The 22241-nt window shown below is 40.1% G+C and carries 17 protein-coding genes; 4 read left to right on the forward strand and 13 right to left on the reverse strand.

All coding sequences use genetic code 11. The features are described 5' to 3' along the window. Positions 1–492: 492 nt before the first annotated feature. Positions 493–1596: a 1-acyl-sn-glycerol-3-phosphate acyltransferase gene (locus ESZ39_RS03810; protein WP_146878469.1), complete on the forward strand. Its 1104-nt coding sequence runs from the start codon at positions 493–495 to the stop codon at positions 1594–1596. A gap of 96 nt (positions 1597–1692) precedes the next feature. Here ESZ39_RS03810 and ESZ39_RS03815 read toward each other — a convergent pair whose 3' ends face one another. The 8 genes from ESZ39_RS03815 to ESZ39_RS03850 form a co-directional block, all read right to left on the reverse strand. After that, positions 1693–3129, reverse strand: a complete 1437-nt coding sequence (locus ESZ39_RS03815) for an aminopeptidase 1 (RefSeq protein ID WP_146878470.1) — start codon at positions 3127–3129, stop codon at positions 1693–1695. Between the two features lie 212 nt (positions 3130–3341). Continuing rightward, positions 3342–3659 (reverse strand): AzlD domain-containing protein, encoded by a 318-nt coding sequence (locus ESZ39_RS03820; protein WP_146878471.1) that lies wholly within the window; start codon positions 3657–3659, stop codon positions 3342–3344. Beyond that, complete coding sequence (locus tag ESZ39_RS03825) at positions 3656–4420, reverse strand: AzlC family ABC transporter permease (RefSeq protein ID WP_146878537.1); 765 nt, start codon at positions 4418–4420, stop codon at positions 3656–3658. Before ESZ39_RS03825 ends, ESZ39_RS03820 begins: the two co-directional genes overlap by 4 nt. 201 nt (positions 4421–4621) lie before the next feature. Then, positions 4622–5386, reverse strand: a complete 765-nt coding sequence (gene kdsB, locus ESZ39_RS03830) for a 3-deoxy-manno-octulosonate cytidylyltransferase (protein WP_146878472.1) — start codon at positions 5384–5386, stop codon at positions 4622–4624. Between the two features lie 63 nt (positions 5387–5449). Beyond that, the gene (locus tag ESZ39_RS03835; protein WP_146878473.1) at positions 5450–5632 is read right to left on the reverse strand and encodes a Trm112 family protein; all 183 of its coding nucleotides are present in this window, start codon (positions 5630–5632) and stop codon (positions 5450–5452) included. 105 nt (positions 5633–5737) lie between these two features. Then, positions 5738–6823, reverse strand: coding sequence for a tetraacyldisaccharide 4'-kinase (gene lpxK, locus ESZ39_RS03840; RefSeq protein WP_146878474.1), 1086 nt, complete (start codon positions 6821–6823; stop codon positions 5738–5740). Positions 6824–6861: 38 nt separating this feature from the next. Continuing rightward, a complete protein-coding gene (msbA, locus tag ESZ39_RS03845; RefSeq protein ID WP_146878475.1) occupies positions 6862–8625 on the reverse strand; it encodes a lipid A export permease/ATP-binding protein MsbA in 1764 nt (587 codons plus the stop codon). 168 nt (positions 8626–8793) lie between these two features. After that, entirely contained in the window at positions 8794–11331 is a 2538-nt protein-coding gene (locus ESZ39_RS03850) for a DNA internalization-related competence protein ComEC/Rec2 (protein ID WP_146878476.1), read from the reverse strand. A 47-nt stretch (positions 11332–11378) separates the two neighbouring features. Here ESZ39_RS03850 and ESZ39_RS03855 point away from each other — a divergent pair, with 47 nt between their 5' ends. Further along, positions 11379–11894: a DUF2062 domain-containing protein gene (locus tag ESZ39_RS03855; RefSeq protein WP_146878477.1), complete on the forward strand. Its 516-nt coding sequence runs from the start codon at positions 11379–11381 to the stop codon at positions 11892–11894. A 71-nt stretch (positions 11895–11965) separates the two neighbouring features. On the opposite strand, the gene lolE is transcribed toward ESZ39_RS03855, so the two are convergent. The 3 genes from lolE to ESZ39_RS03870 are packed head-to-tail and all read right to left on the reverse strand — an operon-like array spanning position 11966 to position 15275. Continuing rightward, the gene (gene lolE / locus ESZ39_RS03860) at positions 11966–13231 is read right to left on the reverse strand and encodes a lipoprotein-releasing ABC transporter permease subunit LolE (protein ID WP_146878478.1); all 1266 of its coding nucleotides are present in this window, start codon (positions 13229–13231) and stop codon (positions 11966–11968) included. Beyond that, positions 13232–14062 carry a lipoprotein-releasing ABC transporter ATP-binding protein LolD gene (gene lolD / locus ESZ39_RS03865; protein WP_223270222.1) on the reverse strand — a complete coding sequence of 277 codons (831 nt, stop codon included), beginning with the start codon at positions 14060–14062 and terminating at the stop codon, positions 13232–13234. Next, a complete protein-coding gene (locus ESZ39_RS03870; protein WP_146878479.1) occupies positions 14055–15275 on the reverse strand; it encodes a lipoprotein-releasing ABC transporter permease subunit in 1221 nt (406 codons plus the stop codon). The genes lolD and ESZ39_RS03870 overlap by 8 nt, the downstream gene beginning before the upstream one ends. A 487-nt stretch (positions 15276–15762) precedes the next feature. Between ESZ39_RS03870 and ESZ39_RS03875 the strand changes: the two genes are divergently transcribed. Together ESZ39_RS03875 and ESZ39_RS03880 are read left to right on the forward strand one after the other, a co-directional pair. Continuing rightward, the gene (locus ESZ39_RS03875; protein WP_146878480.1) at positions 15763–16077 is read left to right on the forward strand and encodes a hypothetical protein; all 315 of its coding nucleotides are present in this window, start codon (positions 15763–15765) and stop codon (positions 16075–16077) included. Positions 16078–16081: 4 nt separating this feature from the next. After that, complete coding sequence (locus tag ESZ39_RS03880; protein ID WP_146878481.1) at positions 16082–16945, forward strand: sulfite exporter TauE/SafE family protein; 864 nt, start codon at positions 16082–16084, stop codon at positions 16943–16945. Positions 16946–17251: 306 nt separating this feature from the next. Here ESZ39_RS03880 and ESZ39_RS03885 read toward each other — a convergent pair whose 3' ends face one another. Next, the gene (locus ESZ39_RS03885) at positions 17252–20359 is read right to left on the reverse strand and encodes an efflux RND transporter permease subunit (protein WP_191321697.1); all 3108 of its coding nucleotides are present in this window, start codon (positions 20357–20359) and stop codon (positions 17252–17254) included. Further along, on the reverse strand, positions 20359–21417 hold the full coding sequence (locus tag ESZ39_RS03890) for an efflux RND transporter periplasmic adaptor subunit (protein WP_146878482.1): 1059 nt from the start codon (positions 21415–21417) through the stop codon (positions 20359–20361). Before ESZ39_RS03890 ends, ESZ39_RS03885 begins: the two co-directional genes overlap by 1 nt. Positions 21418–22241: the final 824 nt, after the last annotated feature.

A 22241-nucleotide genomic window follows, 5' to 3' on the forward strand; every position in this document is an offset into this window, starting at 1 on the left:
TATTACCATCACGGATGAGCCCTAATTTAATCTAGCTGCTTTTAACACCATACATAGCCTACAAATTTTATTGCTGTTGCATCTAATCTAAAGCATTAGATTAACCATACTAAAACCGAATTTAAGCTCGCCATACTTTCAGGGCGTGGGTGCATAATATTATCAAAATAATTTTTGCTTTGTAGACCATACAATTTATACCCATTTGATTAATTAAGTGCTCACCTTTTCATGAGGAAAAATGGATAAATACCAGGCATAAAATTTAGTCAGTCGTTATTCACCTTATAAATTTTATAACGCTGTAGTTATTCATGTTAACCATTAAAAATGAGCAGGTAATTAGTCAACTTGGTATTAATAGTATTTACCGATATTAAATCAGTAAAACTCAGCAACTAAACTATTAAACAAAAAACGCATTTTTCAAGGTGATTCGGTTATAATCCCTATTGATTTATTATTTATTTTCGCCATATAAGAGATTTTTGAATGTTTGATGATATACGCCCTTATCGTGATGATGAGGTAGTTGCAGTAATCGAAAAATTAATTAATGAACAAGGCTTACAGGCTTCGATTGCTAGTTTAAAAATGCCACGCTTATATCAAGCCCTGCCACAACTTGCCTGCAAAATTGTAAAATGGTCACTGAAATTTCGAGTGAAAAAGTTTCATAATATCGAAAAAATCCAGATTGAAGTGGCTAAATACTTACATCATTTGATCAAAAACAGTACCGCCGGCTTTAACTATAGCGGCATAGAAAACTTTGACACTACCAAGCCAGCCCTGTTTATCAGTAATCATCGTGATATTGTTTTAGACGTTGCCTTAGTAAACTTAGCGCTATATAAAAGCGGTATCAATACTGTGGAAGCTGCAGTGGGTGATAATTTACTACATCAGCCTTGGGTCGCTGATTTAATGCGTATTAACAAGAGTTTTATTGTTAAACGTAATGAAGAAAATAAACGCGCTATGCTCAATGCATCAAAGCAATTGTCTACCTACATTCATGATACGGTAGCAAATCGAAAGCAAAACATTTGGATCGCACAACGCGAAGGTCGTGCCAAAGATGGCGTAGACAAAACCAATTCAGCTTTAATATCTATGTTATTACTCAATAAAGATAAGCAAATGCCTATGGCTGATTACTTAACAGAACTTAACATAGTACCGGTATCAATTTCCTATGAGTTTGACCCTTGTGATATCGACAAGGCAATAGAGCTTGCTGAAAAAGAAGCTACCGGTAGCTATCAAAAACACGAAGATGAAGACTTAAAAAGTATCACACAAGGATTAATCGGGCAAAAAGGCCAAGTGCATCTCCAGTTTTGTCAGCCAATACAAGGCGACTTTACCAATAGCAAAGATATCGCCGCCGCAATTGATAAAGAAATCATCAGCAACTATAAACTATACGACAGTAATTTAGTTGCGCACGCAAAACTTAATCAACAACATACTGACAGCACAGTGCTTGAAAAGCTAAATAAGCGCATGGAAAACCTAACAGTAGAACAGCAACACTGGTTATTAACCATGTATGCTAACCCTGTCTCTGCCAAACAACAGTTACCGTTATAACTCTCAAAATAAAAAAGCCGTATCTATTCAATACGGCTGGCTTTTTTTGACTCAATGTTATAAAAATTAAGCTTTTAAATAAGCACTAGATCTAGGCTATTTTTCTTGGTAAAACGCTGACATTGCCTTGTACAATGAATACAAATCAACTTTTGAGCCAACCGCATAAGGTGAATGTATTGATAAGATGGGAACACCAAAATCAATCACTTCCATATTATCCTTAGATAAGTCACTACCAATAGTACCACCTGACGCTTTACCTTTATAAGTCGAGGTTTGCCATTTAATATCTGCATTATCTAAATAGTTTCGTGTCCACGCCATATACTCAGAATTAGCATTAAAGCCACCGCCATAGAGCTTTAAATTAATGCCATTGCCCAAACGAGGTGCATTACCTAATTCCCATACATTTGACCATGTAGGGTTCACTCCTGGGTTTACGTCTGCAGAAATAACTTTGGTGTTGCGTAACACTTGACGTAATTGATAATCATTATAACTATCGCCCTTTTGCTTGAAGAGTAAACTACTCATTAAGTCGACTAAATAAGTAGAACTTGCCCCAGTATTATTGATGTTGCCTACTTCCTCGTTATCAACTAAATAAGCAATGGCGGTATATTTGGGTGTTGTTTGCTCGGTTAATGCTGTAACAGCCGCTATTGCTGAAGCTTTATCATCTTGGCCATACGCGGCGATCATACTACGGTCAAAACCTACATCGCGCGGTTTAGTGGCTGGCACTAAAGCCAGCTCAGCGGAAACTAAATCTTCAACTGAAATATCATAGGTTGACTTTAAATAGCTGCTGACCTGATCTTTAATCTTTTTATCTAATTCAGGCTTAGCCGCAATAATAATATCGAGCTCTTCTTTACCGATAACGTCTCGACTAGTGCGCTTACGATTGGGTGAGTCAACATGAGGGGCAAGATCTGTCACCAAAAAGATAGGATCATTGTCATCAAAGCCAACTGAGATATTAACCGTAGTGCCATCTTTCTTATCAACTCGACCGACTAAAGCCAGCGGGATATTTACCCATTGATAGGTTTTAATACCACCGTGGATATAAGTTTGAAACATAGCAAAATTTTCTTTTTCAAATAGTGGCCGCCCTTTAAGTTCAAGTCGTGGGGAGTCAATATGTGCGCCAACAATGCGTGTACCTTGCTCTAACGATTTTTTACCGATCACAATCAAAGCAATGGTACGGTCGCGATTGACATCATAAAAGCGCGCGCCTGGCTTTAATTCACTTTGCTCAGTTAGCTTTGTGAAACCTTGTTTTTCAACGCGTTTAATCGTTTCAGTAACAAAGGTTAATTCCGTGGGTACCTTATAAATATAATCTTTATATTCGGCCGCGTAGCGCTCTACTGCTTTTAGCTCTTTCGCTGTTAAGTTCAACCAGCTAGACGGTGATTCTAGCTTAGCTTTAGCGTCTGCCGCTTGAACAAAACTGCTTTGTGAAAACGTCAGCGCACTGACAATGGCGAGTGTGGTTATTGATTTTGTTAAATTCATAGCAATATTTATAATCTAATCTCAGATAAAAGGCATACTCCATCATAAAAGCTACCAATATCAGCTGACAAGCTTTATTCGATAAACAGTGCTTTTTTAGCTATAAATGCCCTAAAAGCCAAATTATCTTGCAGAATATAAGCAGGTTAAAGACCCTTGATAAATCGCAGCATTAGGATTTTGCAGCAATAAGATCTGGCAGAGATAAAATATTACAGCGTTAAAATATATCGGCTTAAAACAAAAGTAATAAGCCCAACAAACATGGTCAAATAAATACTTTTACTTTTTGCCGCGGCAACTATCGCCAGCGTCGCGGCAATTAAATAGGGATTATGCAGCGAAATGCTCAACTGGCCTTGTTGAATAAAAATAATCGGTACCCAAATAGCGGTTAACACCGCAGGTGCACTGAAGCTTAATAACTTAGCCATTTTTGCCCCTAAGCGCACCGGCAAGCGCGGGTGGATAAATAAATAGCGCGTGGTAAAGGTAATGACCGCCATCAGTAAAATTGTCAGTAATGTCATATGCTGTCCTTAACTGATGGCGATATTTTATGAGTTCCTTCATCATTCATATCCTTTTTTTTATACAAAAAGCGCTCAGTCAAGTAACCACAATACATCGCGATCAAAGCGGCGGCGACCAAATCTAATTCAAACTGCATGAGCTTAAACACCACAGATAATAGCGCAGCAACAATCACCGTCACCAAAATAGGCAAGTTAATAATGGTTGGAATAACTAAGGCAATAAAGGTTACCGCAATCGCAAAATCTAAGCCTAAATGGGTTAAGTCAGGTAAATAACTGCCGGCGATAACCCCCGCTACATTCCATAACAACCAAAAAACATAAAAACTGCCACCAGCGACAACACCATAGACTAATCTTAACTGCCCAACAAAGGACTTGTTATGACTCGATAAAGCAAATAGCTCATCCGTTAGCAAAAAACCTAAAGAATAACGCCACTTTGTTGGTAAAACTTTTAACTTATCGCGTAATGCTAAACCATATAAAAAATGCCGCGAGCTAATAATAAAGGTGGTAAATAAAATAGTAGCCAGTGATGCGTTATTAGCAATTAATTCAATCGCAACGAGCTGAGCAGAGCCGGCAAATACGATAAGTGGCATTAAAATAGCTTCAAGCGCAGAAAAGTCACGTTGAACCGCCAAAGAGCCGCAGAGAATACCCCACGGCAAAACGGCTAAATTAAGCGGTAACATGTCTAAAAAGCCTTTTTTTGCCATTAACCAGCGTGCTTTTTTCTTGGTGAGTGCCATCAAATATCTACCTAAATAACTGGGGTTATGTGCTACCTGAGCCCTTATACCTTCAAACGTGTGAGTTGTTAAGCAGCTCAACGCTCGATGAACATAACGGTCTTTACTAAACATAACTGTACTAAGAACAGCACAGTAAAGAAGAAGAGGCGATTAAAGCCTCTTTTTTCTATATAAAATATGTTGCAGACTCAGGCTATTTTATAAAGACTTTGCGTAAATTCGGGCTTTCTCTAGATCTTCAGGCGTATCAACCCCTTCAACCGCTAAGCGAATTTTTGCCACTGCGACATGAATTTTCTCACCTTGCCAAAGTACGCGCAGTTGCTCTAATGACTCAACTTGCTCTAACTGGCTGGTTGGCCACTGCACGTAGTCTTTAATAAAGCCGGCTCGATAAGCGTAAATACCAATGTGGCGCAGATAAAAGTCGCCAATGGCATCAATATTGTCATTGTTAAGAAAGCGCTCTCGATCGTAAGGGATAGTCGCGCGACTAAAATATAACGCATAGCCATTTTTATCACATAACACTTTCACCGCATTGGGGTTTAATGCTTCAGCAACATCGTCAATGTTCATCGCTAATGTCGCCATACGCGCTTGGCTCTGGCTAGATAGGTTATCTGCAACTTGCGCAATGTTTTCAACCGGAATAAAAGGTTCATCCCCTTGAACATTAACAATAACTTGCTGATCACAAAACTGATACCTATGCATCACCTCAGCAAGACGTTCAGTGCCTGATTGATGATCAGCACGCGTTTTACATACTTCACCACCAAAACTTTTTACCACACGAGCCACTTCGTCATTGTCGGTTGCCACAATAACTTGCTCAGCGCCACTGGCTAAGGCTCTTTCAACAACCCATTGGATCATAGGTTTACCGGCAATATCAGCGAGGACTTTACCAGGTAAACGTGATGACTCAAACCGTGCAGGGATCACTACCACAAACGACATAAAAACCTCATTAATCTGATTGTTCCACTCATGCTATAACGAATACTAATCTTAGCGGTAACCTTATGCATTATCTTCAGTAATGCGACGCGCTGCACTTTCAAGTAACACTGGAATGTCTTTTTCTATCGCATAAGCCAAACGGTCGAATTTGCAAATCAACTCTTGTTGCTCTTTGTTGTAATCTAATTTTCCTTTGCATACTGGGCAAGCAAGGATTTCCATTAATTGTCTATCAAACGCCATTATTTTCTCTCTTAAAGGTAAGCTTGATGAATTTGCATCAAGCGTTAAAATCTCGTTAGTGCTTGTTAACTCTGCCAGCTTTAGTTGTTAATCTGTCAGTACTGGTCAACTCGTGTTAACTGTAATTGTTAACTCATGCTGCTTGCTAGCAAGTGCAGCGATGTTAGCTATTTCCATCGCTATAGTTGCACCATCATCGTTTTTTTCAAATACGGCATCAACGGGTAAATACCAGTAATTCTCTTGGGCAAAGTCAGCACATTTAACGGCATCTTTCTCAGTCATTAGTAACGGCCTATTGTTAGAGAACTGCTGTAAATCATGCGCTGAAAAGGCTTGATGATCAATAAAGCTTTTAGTCGTGACTAAAGTAAAACCCACTTGCTCAAGGGTGTTGAAAAAGCGTTTAGGGTCGCCAATACCTGCTACAGCATTAATAGCTTTATCGCTAGCAAAGTTTTGCGCTAAAAAAGTATCGAGTTCAACACGCTTACCGGTTTTAATATTAATCACATACCTTGCCTGTAACCCCATGGTTAATAATGGTAAAGCTAGCTTACCAGCTTGTTTTTGCCATAAACTAATGCCGTTAACAATAACACAATTAGCACGTTTTATTCTGCGTTTTGTCTCGCGTAATGGCCCTGCTGGTAATAATAAACCGTTACCAAATAAACGTTTACCATCAACTACCACAAACTCGTAATCTCGCGCCAAACGATAATGCTGTAACCCATCATCAGCAATAATCAATTCGCAGCCTTGGTCAATTAAGCACTGGCAAGCTTGAATTCTATTGGCGCCAATAACGACAGGAACGCCGCTGCGTTGAAAGATTAATAATGGTTCATCTCCTGCTTGCTCAGCGCTGCTTTCATCGCTCACTTGATAAGGGTAATAAGGCGCTTTTGAGCCATAGCCGCGACTTACCACACCCACTTTTATCCCTTGCTCTGCAAGTTTTTCTACTAAATATAATGTTACGGGTGTTTTACCATTACCACCAATGCCAATGTTACCCACCACCACCACCGGCACCGACATTTTAATCTGCTTGAATAACCCCACTTGATAAGCTAAACGGCGAAAAAAACTCAGTAGCGCAAAAATAAAGCTCAGTGGCAGCAAAAGTGGCACCATTAGCCATTTTGCTGGATGTCCCTGAAACCAAACCTTTTCAATTAAGCGCATAATGTATCGCCAAAATAAGGGATTAAATACATAGTAACCTAGGCACCGAATTGAAATTTATGTAACTGGGCATAAGCGCCGTCTTTCGCTAATAAAGCTTGATGGTCGCCTTGCTCTTTTATTTGCCCTTGTTCCATCACAATGATTTTATCGGCATTTTCTATGGTGGATAAACGATGAGCAATAACGATACAGGTACGGTTTTTTTGTAAGGCGCTTAAAGCGTCTTGAATATGGCGTTCAGATTCAGTGTCTAAAGCACTAGTGGCTTCATCTAAAATCAAGAAAGGGGCATCACATAGCAATGCGCGTGCAATGGCTACACGTTGGCGTTGGCCACCCGATAACATCGCACCATTGTCGCCTATATTAGTATCTAGTCCTTCAGGTAAGTCTTCTACAAACTCCAGCACATGAGCTTTACGTGCCGCGTCTTCAATTTCTTCGCGTGTTGCATTAGGTTTGCCATAAGCAATATTATTAGCAATTGAATCGTTGAACAACACCACTTGTTGAGAAACATAGGCAAATTGCTTGCGTAAGTCTTTCAGTTTGTAATCTTTAATGTCTTTACCATCGATTAGCACCTTGCCCGTTGTAGCATTGTAAAATCTTAATAATAAGGCGCTAGCGGTTGACTTACCACTACCAGAGCGCCCCACTAAAGCCACCGTTTCACCCACATTGGCGGTGAAACTTAAATCGGTTAGTGCTTGTTTTTCTTTGTCTTTATTATAAAGGAAATTAACGTGTTCAAACGCTAAAGTACCTTTTGCACGTACTATCGCGATAGTACCAGTGTCGTGTTCAGTTGCTTGATCAAGTACCGCGAAAATACTGACACAGGCCGCCATACCTTTTTGAAATTCACTATTAACCGTTGTCAGCAATTTTAAAGGTCTAAGCAGAGTGACCATGCACATTAATACCGTCATAAAAACCCCGGCGGAAATGTCTGCCCGCATCGAATCAAGGTTGGCAACATATAAAACAAACGCTAAGGCAAACGAAGCAATAATTTGAATGATAGGCACACTGGCCGCTTGTGTCGCTACCATTTTCATCCGTTGTTGGCGATTATGTTTATTAATTTTGGCAAAACGGTCAAACTCTCGTTGTTGACCATCGAAAGTTAATACCACTTTATGGCCATTAAAGGTTTGCTCTGCCGCCGTTGTCACCTCACCCATAGCATTTTGAATACCTTTACTTATTTGACGAAAACGACCTGAAATCACCGTGACTATGCCAGCAATAACAGGCGTGATCAGTAAAAATATAGACGCTAACTGCCAACTGTTATAAAACATAACAATCAGTAAGCCCAACACAAATGCGCCTTGCTGCACTAAGGTCAATAACGCTTTAGACACGGCACTCAACACTTGTTCGGTATCAAAAGTTAATTTTGAGATCAAGCTGCCGGTAGATTCTTTATCATGATAAGCCACGGGCATAGACATCACATGTTCAAACAATTCTTGGCGGATATTCGCCACGACATTATTACCTAACCAAGCTAAGGTGTAGTTACCGGCAAAGTGGCAAATTCCACGTAGAATAAACATCAGCACAATAACAAATGGCGCCCATTTCATAAATTCTGGGTCTTGGCCATCAAGGCCTTTGTCGATGAGTGGTTGCAGTTGAGAAAATACAAAACTGTCAATCGCGGCATAACCTAACATGCCTAAAATCGACACAACGGCTGCTGCTTTATAGGCTTTAGCATAAGCTAATAAACGCTTAAAATTTTGTCGTGTGGTATTTTCTGTAGTCGGTTCTGATAGTTTTGTCGACATTCATACTCTCAATGCGTTATCAAAAAATCTTATCCCTACGGGATTGTTTAATTTTGTATTATTAGTAAATTATCGGTATTTTAGCGTTATTTTGCCCATCAACCAACTGATAAACTTTTCTAGGCGATATAAATCTAGCTGTAAGCACAAAATAGCTTAACAAGGTGATTAATTTACATACCAATAAGGCCGAATGTCGTCTCGGTAACTGATCACTTCGATAGTACCTTCAATAGCAGTGTCTTCAATAATACCTTTGTTATTATCTTCAACACCGCGCTCAATATTTGTATTAATAGTGGTTTGACTAAACTTAAAGGTCACCATTCCTTCATCAACGGTATTAAAAGTGCTAATGTCAAAACTGTTATATCGGCCTAGTATTTCATCTGATGGCATCTGCCAGCGGTTTAAATAACCGGTACTAAATACCACATAACGTGGCATCACAGCCCTTAAAAAACCACGACTAGAAGATGATTTTGAGCCGTGATGCGGCGCAATCAAAATGTCACTGCTGAGTTTATTAACCATACCAGCAACATTTAATAGCCGCTTCTCTTGTTTTACCGAAATATCGCCTGGTAGTAACACACGATGAAAACCATCACTGATGGTCACAACACAAGAATCATCATTTTTATTACCATGAAATTGCATTGGTGACAGCACCTCAAAAACCAAGCCTTGCCAAGTAAAACGCTGTCCCGAGATACAATGGCGGTCAGGTTTTAACACTACATCATTAGCAATAACACGCTTAATAGCCATTTTGGCGCGTAAGTGACGTACCCCCCCCGCATGATCATTATCGTTATGGCTAATAATCACCCCATCAATCACTTGATAACCTTGATGCTTTAAATAAGGTAATATTGCCGCATCAGCCATATTAAAGCCACTAGGATAACTAGCGCCAGTATCGTAAAGAAAAACATGGTTATTTTTTTCAATCACAATGGCGAGACCATGGCCGATATCAAGCACTGACAAGCGCCAGCTTTTTTCCTGTTCAGCACTGAAAAAGTCAATAGTGACCGCCGCCATAAATAAAGCCAACGTAGCAATAAATTTAGCCTTACCGAGTCGAAAAAATAACGCCAGTGCAATAAAAGCAAAAAATAGCAGCATGGCTTGTATTTGCTGATATGAAATAGCAAAAACTGCCCATTCTGCATTAGCTAAGTAAAGTAACCATTGCCAAACGTATGATAAACTTAGCAACGCTAAATCAACAAAAAAATGCGATAGCCAAGGACTAAAAGGCAAGGTAATAACCGCAAGCAGCGTTAAAGGAATAACCGTCACGCTCATCAGAGGCACAGCGACAATGTTGGCAAAAAATGCTGCCAACGGCAGTTGATAGTTTAGCGATGCTGCTATGGGTAACATCGCTATCGTCAGTGCCAATTGCATAACGACCAGGGTTTTAAGCCAAAGTAACACCCGTGTCTTGACGCCATGCCATTGTTTCTTCAAGCTGGTTTTAGGCAATAATTCAAGCGTTAATAGTGACCTTGTATCTCTGGTTGTGACTGGTTCTGTTGTGCGCATGGAAAAACGTGAAAATGTCGAAAAAATAATGACTAATGCTGATATTGATAACCAGAAACTCGCACTGAGTATACTAAGCGGCCAAGCCAGTAAAATAACTAAGATAGCCAGTAACAACCAACGTAGCAGTGTCACCTTTATATGCATAAATTTAAGTGACCAAAACAATAACAACATCACTAAAGCACGTAACGTAGGAATGGAAAAACCCGCCAGATAGGCGTAATACCATGCCATAAAACCACTAAACAATACCGGAACATAACTGAAATTAATTTGCATCAATTTCAGTTTCCAAGGCGTCGATAACAGTAAACTCAATGGCAACCACCGAATAACAGTACGGATAAAAATCAAGCTTGCAAAAGCCACTATGCCGATATGCAAGCCAGAAATCGCAATAAGGTGCTGGGTTGCCGTTGCAGAAAGCACTCGCCAATGCTCGCGTGTTAACTCACCTCGCTCTCCAAAACCCAAAGCTAAAATTAGCCCACCAAGAGGCTTATCAGCTAACACAAGGCTTAACTTTTGGTATAAATATTGACGCCAGCTAGTTTGCTGATGCAATAAGACATTTTGCTTTTTAGTCTTTATCTCAGGTTTAGTTTTAGTTTTAGTTTTGGTTTTGGTTTTGGTCTTAACATAGCCAGTGGCGACTATTTGTTGCTGTCGCAGCCAGACCTGGTAATTAAAACCACCGGTATTAGCCAAGCCATGCGCGGGTTTAAGTTTTACCGCTAATTGCCACTTTTGTCCCTGCAGTAGAGGTTGGTCTGGGGTCCTCCAAGTTAAGCGCACCTTAAATTTTTCATTAATTTTTCGACCTTGCCAATGGCTAACTACAAAGTTAAAACGACTACTATCAGACTTTATACGGACAATATTGCTGACTTCACCTTTAATTAGATGAACCTTTTTATGGAGCTGATCAAGCTTAATGTTATTTTTATCTAAGGTATGTTGATATTGACTGCCGGCAATCAATATCCAAGCAACGGCGAATGCCGCAATAGCCATAAAGCGAAATTTACCTATAAAGATAAATATTAATGAAAGCAATAATATAATGAGCAGTAAAGAAAACTCTGGCACTATAGGTATAAATAATGACAAAATAGCGCTGAAAAAAAATGTGAGTAGCCACCATTCCATAGTGATTAGTTTCCATTTAGCCAAGTAACATTAAGTTAAGTAAAATCATGCCGAAAAAAATAATTCAACGCTTTATGCCTGATCATCAAAAAGTTAAAAATAACAAATATTTAAAAATATTTGGTGCTTTACTACATAACGCTAATCTGTGGCATTTGAACCGCCGTTCGGTAAGTAAAGCATTTGCTGTAGGGTTGTTTTTTGCCTTTATGCCCGTGCCATTTCAAATGGTTTTAGCAGCAGGCTTTGCAATTATAGTACATGCAAATTTACCTTTGTCTATTACCCTTGTTTGGATCACTAACCCTTTGACTATGCCAGCAATTTTTTATTTTTGTTATGTCGTTGGCACTTGGGTTGTCGATGTACCCACCAGAAAGTTTACTTTTGAAGCAAGTTGGCAGTGGTTAATTGATAGTGTTTCAACTATTGGTCCCGCGTTTATTATAGGCTGTGGCGTACTTGCGGTTATCTTTGCTGCTTTAGGTTATTTAACTATAAATATCATCTGGCGCTTTTCAGTAGCAAAAGAGTGGAAAAAACGTAAAGCCCGAAGAAATTAACCCTTTATCTTGGGCAAAAAATCAGACAAAAAGTCTGATTTTTACCTTGATACTTATCTTTAACCTAAGAGTTACGCTTGCCCTAACACTTGTGCCGGCTCTACTTTGGTTGCCCGCCATGCCGGATAAATAGTCGCTAACAAGCTCATCACCAGAGCGGTTACAACGGTGTTAATGACATCTTGCTGGCGTAATAACGTTGGTAAAAAATCAATAAAATATACATCTGCAGATAAAAACTCTACCGATAAGCTAGCTTCTACACCGCGGATGATATCAGTTAAATTCAACGAAATTAAAATCCCTAAACTGGAACCTAGCAAGCAACCAACCATACCATTCATTAAACCTTGAAACATAAAGCTGGCCATAATAGTGCTCGGCTTAGCGCCCATGGTTTTTAATATCGCAATATCTGATTTTTTCTCATTTACCGCCATAATTAAGGTCGACACTATGTTAAAACTGGCCACAGCAATCACCAGCACTAAAACAATAAACATCACTAAACGTACCAACTGAATATCATTAAATAAATGACCATGGCTGCGCGTCCAGTCCAGCATGTAAACATAAAAATCAAAATCAAAAGCCACATCACGAACAATTTGTGGCGCGGCAAAAACATCGTCAACCTTTAGGCGAATGCCCTGCACTTCATCCGCTTGATAACCCAGTAATTCACCCGCTTTCACTAAGTTAATAAAAACCTGAGTGTCATCTATCGTACCACCAAACTTAAACACCCCAACAATAATGGCCTGCTGCGTCATAGGCACAGGAAATTGCTGGGTTTCACTGTCTTTTTGCTTGTTCAAATTAGCTGGGGGGAGCAATAACTGAACTTTGTCACCCACTTGCACCGAAAGCTTACGAGCAATGCCCGCACCAATAATAACGCCATTATCAAGTGTTAGATCTTGCCAGTTGCCAGCGATCATATAACGCGAAATAGCGGAAACCTGCTGCTCTAACATAACGTCAACACCGCGGATTTCAACACCTTTAAGTGCTGCAGACTTTTGCATCATACCCTGGGTTTTGACAAACGGAGCAGCGGCAATAACATGGGGGTTTTGCTGAATACGAGCAACGCTCTTTGGCCATTGCGTAATAGGTGAGTTCACCGCCACCACTTCAGCATGAGGTACAATGGACAATAAATGTGTCGCCAAAGCCCGTTCAAAACCATTCATCGCTGAAAGCACAACAATTAGCACCATCACACCAATGGCAATACCAATAGTTGAAGACGCTGATATAAATGACGAAAAACCTTTGCTATGACGGCTACGCACATAACGTAAGCCAATAAAGACACTTAACGGTTTTAGCACCTAAGCGTCCTCATTTTTTTTCATACGACTATCGCTATTAACTGCAAGCGGTTTTAAGTGTCCGTGATCTAAAAGCAGTTGACGATCCATTTTTGCCGCCAAAATTAAATCGTGGGTAACAATCACAAAACTGGTATTTACGGTTCGGTTTAACTCCTGCAACAATTGAAGAATTTGTTCAGCGGTATCAAAATCTAAATTACCGGTTGGCTCATCAGCTAAGACAAGTGACGGTTTGGTCACTAATGCGCGAGCAATGGCAACACGTTGACGCTCGCCACCCGACAGCTCAGAAGGTCGATGATGACTACGATGAGTTAACCCTACTTGTTCAAGCATAGCTTTCGCCTGAGCCATGGCAACTTTGGGTTTATCACCACGTATTAACAAGGGCATGGCCACATTTTCTTCTGCGGTAAATTCCATCATCAAATGATGAAACTGATAAATAAAACCAATATGTTGATTACGAAATTTTGCCCGTTGCTTTTCAGATAATTGATGAATATTGACACCATTAATAAACACCTCGCCTGCACTTGGCGTGTCTAACGCGCCAGCTAAGTGCAAAAAGGTACTTTTTCCACAGCCCGAACGGCCAACAATAGCCACTAATTCTCCGGCTTCAATGGCCAAATCAAGCTTGGATAATACGGCTGTGGTCACCGGGCCTTGCTGATAAGATTTACTTAACTGGCGACATTCTAAGCCTAGAGGAAGCGCCGGTGTTACCAAACTTTCATCGCCATTTTGCTTGGTATTATGTTCCAAATCACTGTCCATTTTGCTCTTCATTTTGTTGTTCATATTATTAGGCATTGGGCTATTCATTCCTGAGTACCTCTGCTGGCTGAGTTTGCGCCGCACGATAGGCTGGGTAAAGTGTCGCTACAAAGCTCATTGCTAGTGCAGAAGCAACAATCACTAGTATATTCGCCACATCAAGCGCAATGGGTAGTTTTTGCCCTGCCCCTAATAAATTAACCCCGAGTAAGCTAAATAAAGCGTTCAAATTCAGCGTTAATATCACCCCCAGTGTAACGCCAATAATAACGCCCAAAATACCATTAGTTAAACCTTGAGTGATAAAGATTTTCACAATACCACTTCGATCTAAACCTAAGGTTTGTAAGATGCTAATTTCACCCTGCTTATCAATAACCACCATCACTAACGCTGATACGATATTAAAAGCCGCAACCGCAACAATTAAACTCAGCATCAGCCACATCATATTTTTTTCCATACTGACCGCAGCGAACAATGCGCCCTGACTCTCTTGCCAGCTGACAAAGTTAAAATCCGGATATTTTAGCGTTAACTGTGCAATTACCCGCGGGGCGTTAAAGGCATCATCTAGATATAGCCTTAATTGATTAACACCATCACCTTTTTTTCGATGCAGTTTCGCGCCGTCTTTAATAGCGATAAAGACCATTGCCTCGTCAACTTGAGAGCCAACATTAAAAATACCTACAATAGTAAATGCACGCTGCACAGGCACGCGTCCCATGGGTGTAAATAGGGTTTTGTTAGGTAAGGTTAAACGCACAATTTCACCTAAGTTAACCTTTAACTTTCGCGCTAAAGTTTGGCCTAAAACCAGGCTAAACGGCTGAGTATCTAAACTGGCTAATTGGCCGTATTCCATAGCGCTATTGATAATATTATGTTGTTCAAATTCAGGCATAATGCCATGCACTAAGACTCCTTGCAGCGCTGTTTTAGACTGAATTAACGCTTCACTTTGCTGAAACGGCGTTACTTGGCTAACGTCAGGCAATGCGAGAATATCGCGCTGTAAATCGCGCCAATTATTGATATGAGTTTGTTGGGGGGACATTAATACATGTGGCACTAAGCCTAGTACCCGACGTTTTTGTTCTCGCTCTAAACCATCCATAACAGAAACAACGGTAATTAAAGAGGCAACACCGAGCACAATACCGATAATAGAAAAAAAAGTGATAAAGGAGACAAAACCTTTTCCATTACTACTGCGACTATACCTTAAGCCGATATAAACACTAACTGGCTGAAACATGAACTCTTTCTTTATTGATAATGCTAATAGCACCAAGATTATTGAGCGTAAAAGCATAGCACAGCTCATAAAGATATATCTTTAGACTTTATTCACTTTTCTACATTTTATTAAGAAGTGCAAGTAAACCTAGATAAATTAGTCCTATACAAGCTAATTAAACTTAGCTTGTATAGGACTAATCACAAACATGTTTTTTCCTGTTGAGCTCTTATTTTTTTGTAACAAGCCGCCATCAAGCATGTCGCAATAACCAAGATAAAACTAAAGAGCTCATATTATACCAATCCCATTAAGTTATTACTTAATGAAAAAGTCATGAAACTTGATCAAGTCAAAATCAATCAAGGTACAGTTGTTAGTGATGAATATTAAGTACTAACAATTGTATTGGATGAAAGAAATTTAGTAACTAATTTATTGAAAATAATCTACCATAAGCAATAGGGAATCGCTACACTAGCGTTTTTAGTTTTCCGTAAACATTATGACTAAACTTTTTTCTTATATTATTAAGTCAGGCTTAAACCAAGCTCATTCTGCTGAATTTTATAGTGAATCTGTGACCTGCGAGCATTTAATTACAGTCTATTTTAAAGCTATTTTCCTGTCTTTTTTTGGTATCCTGTTAGTACTATTTACTAAGGGAAATGCATTCGCTGCTTGGTTTTTTTTTAGTCTAGGTATACTTAAAACCACCAGTGTTTATGACCAAAAGCCTTGGCGGGTAGCACAAAAAATGTTGTGTAAAGTCGATAAAGATGACGCCAACTTAATCCGCCAATGTCATCTAGGTAAATAACCCTATGCGTTTATCGAATTCAAAATTTATATATTTATTTTTGGGCGCTTGGTTACTTGCGCTTTATCTCGCCCCGGCTAAGATATCTGAACTAATTGATTATACCCTATTCAGCTTGTTAGGAATAATAGGGGCTATTTTTGCCAACGCAACAGGAGCCGGTGGTGGTGTCGTTTTTATTCCCATGTTCAAAGAATTAGGCTTTACTGATACTCAATCAGTTGCCACCAGCTTTGCTATTCAGTGTTTTGGCATGACCGCGGGCGCGATAACATGGTGGAGTCATTATCAAACTGAAAAAACAGATCTGCGTTTATGGCAAGGTTTTAAACGTATTATTGCGATCACCAGTATTGCCGCCATGGTCGGTATTGGAACCGTTCAAGGTTTTGCCATCGCATCCCCCTCATCTCTACATCATAGCTTTAGCTGGTTTTCGTTAATATTAGGCTGCACCATTATTTTAACGGTTTATGGTATCAAGCCGCAACGCGAACGTAGCCAAATTCAATGGTTTGACTGGTTAGCCTTGTCAGCTATCGGTCTAAGTGGCGGCGCCATCACCGCGTGGTTATCAGTGGGGGTAGGTGAATTACTGGCGGTATATTTAATTCTTCGCCGTTTTGATATTAGCTTGGCGGTCTCTGCTGCGGTTATTGTTTCAGCAATCACCGTTTGGACAGGTATTTGGCATTATACCGTGGTTAATTTTCAGGTGTATTGGCAAGTTGTTTTATTTGCTGGCCCTGGCGCAGTAATCGGTGGTATTTTAGCTAAAACATTAGTCACTCATTTGTCTGCGACTAAACTCAAGCTTTTTTTCGCTTTTTGGCTAGTGGTTATTGGCTTCGTTGGTCTTGAACTATAGCTTTTACACCAAACTAAAATTAGCATTAAACCTCCCTAACACAGAGTGACCGAGTCCATTAAACCAATATTAATCGCTAAGAAACAACAGACAACTCGTCACGAGTTGTCTGTAAAAAGCCAAGTTATACCAATTTGATTAATTAAGTGATCACCTTTTTCATGAGGAAAAATGGATAAATACAAGGCATAAAATTTAGTCAGTAGTTATTCACCTTATAAATTTTATAACGCTGTAGTTATTCATTTTAACCATTAAAAATGAGCAGGTAATTAATCAACTTGGTATTAGCACATATTCAGCACCCTAACCTTTGTGCTCTGCCTCAAGCAATTCAGCTTCAAGTTGGTCACTTTCATCGGCTCTAGGTTTAGTAAAAGGTGCGATAAGCTGATATAAAACCGGGGTCAGTAATAAGGTGAATACCACCGCAATACCCAGACCACCAAATACCACCCAACCAATTGAATTACGTGACTCTGCACCAGCCCCTGTTGATAAAATAAGCGGTAAGCCACCTAATATGGTTGATATCAAGGTCATCATAATAGGTCTAAAACGAACTTCGGCAGCCATAATGATTGCGGCTTTAACTGTCTTGCCTTGATCTCTTAATTGATCAGCAAACTCAACTAATAAAATAGAGTTTTTAGCAATTAATCCTATTAACATCACCAAGCCAATCTGCGAATAAATATTAATAGACGTACCGGTTAAATAAAGCGCGAAGATAGCTGACGCCATACCAAAGGGTACGGTGATCATTACGATTACCGCACTATTAATACTTTCAAATTGAGCCGCTAATACTAACAACACAATGAGGAAGGCGAAAAGATAAGTCATGGCAATTTGATTAGATGTTTCTTCAAACGTCAAAGCTTCACCCAAGAACACTAAACCAATGCCCGGCGGTAAGTTTTCATTACCAATCTCGCGCAATTGTTCAACCACATCAGCCATAGATATTTCATCGGGTAGTTCGAGGTCAATTTCGATTGCCCGCCTTTGTGCCTGCCTATCTAATTCGGCAGCAACACCTTCTTCTGATATGTAGGCAAGACTAGATAAGGGCACAAGGTTGCCATCGCGAGATTTAACAAACAAATTAGTTAAGTCGGAAGGATTACTAGTCGAGCGCCCACTAGATTGTAGAATTAATGGCACGGCCTGATCGCCAATATTTAAATCAGTGATATCATCACCATTAATCGCTGCACGCAAAGTGCTAGATATATCATTAAAAGGCACCCCTAACTCTTCAGCCCTGCGCCGATCAATATTAATTTTCAATTGTGGCTGAGTGGGCTGATAACCAATTCTGGGGCGGCCTAGCTCGGGTAACTTTTTTTCAACAATCTTGCTAAAGGCTTGTGCTGCTTCGAAGATGCGTTCATAAGTATCACCGGTTAATGCTAATTCTAGGCCACCGCCTTGTCCTCTAAGATTTAAACTATTTGACCCAAAAGCTCGACCTGGAGCGCCCGGAATAGCCTGCAATTTAGGGCTCATTTCGCTAATAATTTCTTGCTGTGATTTACTTCTATTATCCCAGTGCTCTAATGGCACGGTTATAAAAACAATATTAGGATCCCAACGACCCACCACGGTATAAATGGAGTTAACATCTTCATCTTGCACGTAGGGTAATAATATTTCTTCCATTTTCCGTGCTTGCCTATCCATATAGTTTAAGCCAGCCCCATCGGGACCTCGAGCAAAAATACGCACTGAACCGCGGTCTTCAGAGGGCAATAATTTATTTTCAATTTCGTTATACAGCGCAGCAGCTGACACCGCGGCAATGATCGAAATCAATAAAGTAACCCATGCATAATGCAGCGCTAAGCTTAATAAGATTTTGTATTTAGTCAAAACCCAAGTACCAAAGGCACCTAAAGTGCGATCAAACAATACATTTTTTTTATTTTTAACCGGTAGCTTTGCCGTTAATGCGGGTACCAGACTTAAAGCCACAAATGAAGATATGATAACAGCCCCCGCTAACACGCCGCCAAACTCTCTGAATAAGCGTCCCGCTGTTGACGGTAAAAAAGCGATCGGAATAAACACCGCCGCCAATACTGCAGTCGTTGCCACAACCGCAAAAAACACTTCTCTAGTGCCTAGCACGGCTGCAGCTCTAGAGCCTAATCCTTGTGCTCTTCTGCGTTGAATATTCTCTGATACCACAATGGCGTCGTCGACGATTAATCCGGTACCTAAGACTAAGGCTAACAACGTCAGAATATTAATCGAAAAGCCCAGTAGCCACATGATCACCAATGCGCCAATTAACGACACCGGAATAGACAGCGCCGGCACTAAGGTGGCACGAAAGGAGCCTAAAAATAACCACAGTGTGCCTATCACTAGTAATACCGTTAAACTTAGCGATAAAATCACTTCATCTACTGAACCTCGAATAAACTCAGCATCATCAGAGGTGACAACAATATTAAGATCAGTAAAGCGCTTATCAAGGTTTTTCACCATAGCCAATACTTCGTCAGATATGTCTATGGTGTTAGAGCGTGCTTGGCGCACAATACCTAAACCCACCACCGGCATGCCATCTAATCTGACAATACTTTTTGAATCAGCCGGTCCAAAATAGACACTAGCCACGTCGCCAATGCGAGTATTACCCGACACCACAATACGCTCAATATCTTCAGGGCTGACGGCGTTAGCACTGGCTCGAACAATAAGCTCTTGGTCCGCTGATTTAACACTACCGGCAGGCACATCAAAAGGCGCTAAACGCAATGCAGCGGCAACATCAGACATAGATAAGTTAAAACTTGTTAACCTCAATGCATCTACTGAAACCCGCATTACCCTTTGTCTTTCACCGTTTAAAGAGACATCAGCGACGCCAGGAATACTTAAAAACAAAGGTGCTAAATCAACTTCAACCCGCTCAGTGAGTGTTTCCATATCTAACGTGTCGCTACTAATCGCTAAACTGACTACCGCTTGAGCGTCACTATCTGCTTTGATAATAGCCAGTCTTTCCACTTCATCAGGCAAATTTCGCTGCACTCGACTAACCGACTCTCTGGTTTCATTGGCCGCATCTTCAAGGTTTGTGCCTGGCCTGAACTCAACCCGAATACGAGAGGAACCTTCTTCACTCGAGGCTCGAATAGATTTAACGCCACTGACTCGCGCAACCGCACCTTCTATTTTGCTGGTTACTTCACTGTCTACTGTTTCAGGCGAACCGCCAGGATAACTGGCAGACACGGTAACCATAGGTCGGTCAACATCAGGTAGTTCTCTTATTTCCAAATCATTTATCGCAGCGAAACCCGCCAAAATGATGAGTAAATTAAGCACCATAACCAATACGGGTCGGCGAATAGCTAAGGAAGGTAAATCATTTAATGGCGCCATAGAAGGTAATTTCATTATTCGCCCTCAACCTCTTTGGCAACATATTCATTCGAAGTGTTCTGTGCTTTTAATGCTTGGCCTTGGCGTAATTGCTGAACGCCTTCTACAACCAAAGGTGCGGTTAGGTTAAATTCACCTGCAACTAAAATAGTGCCTCGTAAACGTTCTCGAATTTTCACATCGACTCGTATGGCTTTTCCATCAACCATTTGCCAAACGTAAGCACCGGTGGCACTCCATAATAAAGCCGCTTCAGGCACCGCAATATAATCTTGCCCAGGCACCGTCAAGTTAACGCGAAAGCTCATGCCGGGGCGGTAGCTATCTTCGCTATTATCAAGTAGCGCTCTAACGCGAATCGTTCTATCTTGCTCATTAATCCGTGAGTCCACTTGGGCGATACTTGCCTCAATAGTCACTAAACGATTTTGCCAGGGTACTAGCTGCACTTGGGGTTGTTGCGACAACAAATCTATCGCTATTTCTGGTGCGGTGAAATTGATAAATAATGCCTGGCGATCGTCTATGGTGGTGATGACGCTTTGTAGATTAACTCTGTCACCTGCTTGGATGTCAGTTAAGCCTACCACACCAGCAAAGGGCGCTCGAATAATGCGCTCGTCTAAGGCTATCTTTGCTTCTTTAACCGCTATATTTGCCAACGCGAGGGTGGTGATAGAATCGTCTAATTCACTTTGTGATGCCGCACCTTTTTTAATACTTTCTACTAACAACAGGTTTTTTCTGGCTGCATCTTTAAACTCAATTTTAGCTCTTTCCAGTGTAACCGACTGGCGTTCGCTATATAACATCATCAGCACTTGTGATTTTTTAACACGCTGACCAGGCTTAAAGTTAACCGTAACCACTCTTTCACTAACCGCCGGGAAAAGCGTAACAGATTTAACCGCTTCTGCAGTGCCAACCGCTTCTAAACTACTTTTTTGAGTTTGATAAATGAGTTTTTCAACTATTACGGCTTTTTTATTAGCGCCTTTATCCCCCCAAGATTGGGCAAAAGTTTGGCTGCTCATAACAAGTAAGGCGACTAAATAAAATAAACGACTTTGCATAGAATATATTTCTCAATTATCTTCAAGAAGTTAGAGTACGATCCTACGGGGTACTCAGATCAGTAAAGCTCACAGTAAACCGTAAAAAAAATGTAAATAAATGATGACAAATCAGGGCACGAGGGCTATTTAAACTTTGTCTACCAACACATCTAAGGTTTGAGTATATTGCTTACCTAAATCAATCTAAGCTGTATTGCCCTAGTAACCCGCCACAATCTTTTAATTAGCTATCTAAAAATAGCCATTGAATTCAATTACATTGTAGCTAAATAAGGTACTTAGCATAATAACACTAACTCATAGTAAGCGAGCTATTGTAGGTTTTTTATTTTCGCTATCGTAGCGTGTATTAAATTGATGCTTTTGACATATAACTAAATAAGCTGCTTTTTGACTAAACCTAATAATGAAGAACTAATCAAAAAACGCTACAGTAAAGCTCAATAACAAGAAATGGTTATTATACCGATTTCATTAATTAGGTGGTCTACTTTTTCATGAGGAAAAATCAAGAAAAATGAAGAAATACAAGACATAAAATTTAGTCAGTAGTTATTCACCTTATAAATTTTATGGCGCCGTAGCTTTTTATTTTAACCATTAAAAATGAGTAGGTAGTTAGTAAAGTTAGTATTATACCAATCCCATTAAGTTATTGCTCACTTGTACTAGTTAAAATAGCTCAAGGCTGTGTTGCTCTCACTCCCAATAGCTAGCTATTGCTCAATCGAGCGCCTTACCTTGAGTCATTTTTCCTGCGCACAACAAGATCACAAACTTAATGGAACTGGTATTACTACGTTAACAAGAAAACATCTAAA

The sequence above is a fragment of the Colwellia sp. C1TZA3 genome, from assembly GCF_007954265.1.
Lineage (GTDB): Bacteria > Pseudomonadota > Gammaproteobacteria > Enterobacterales > Alteromonadaceae > Cognaticolwellia.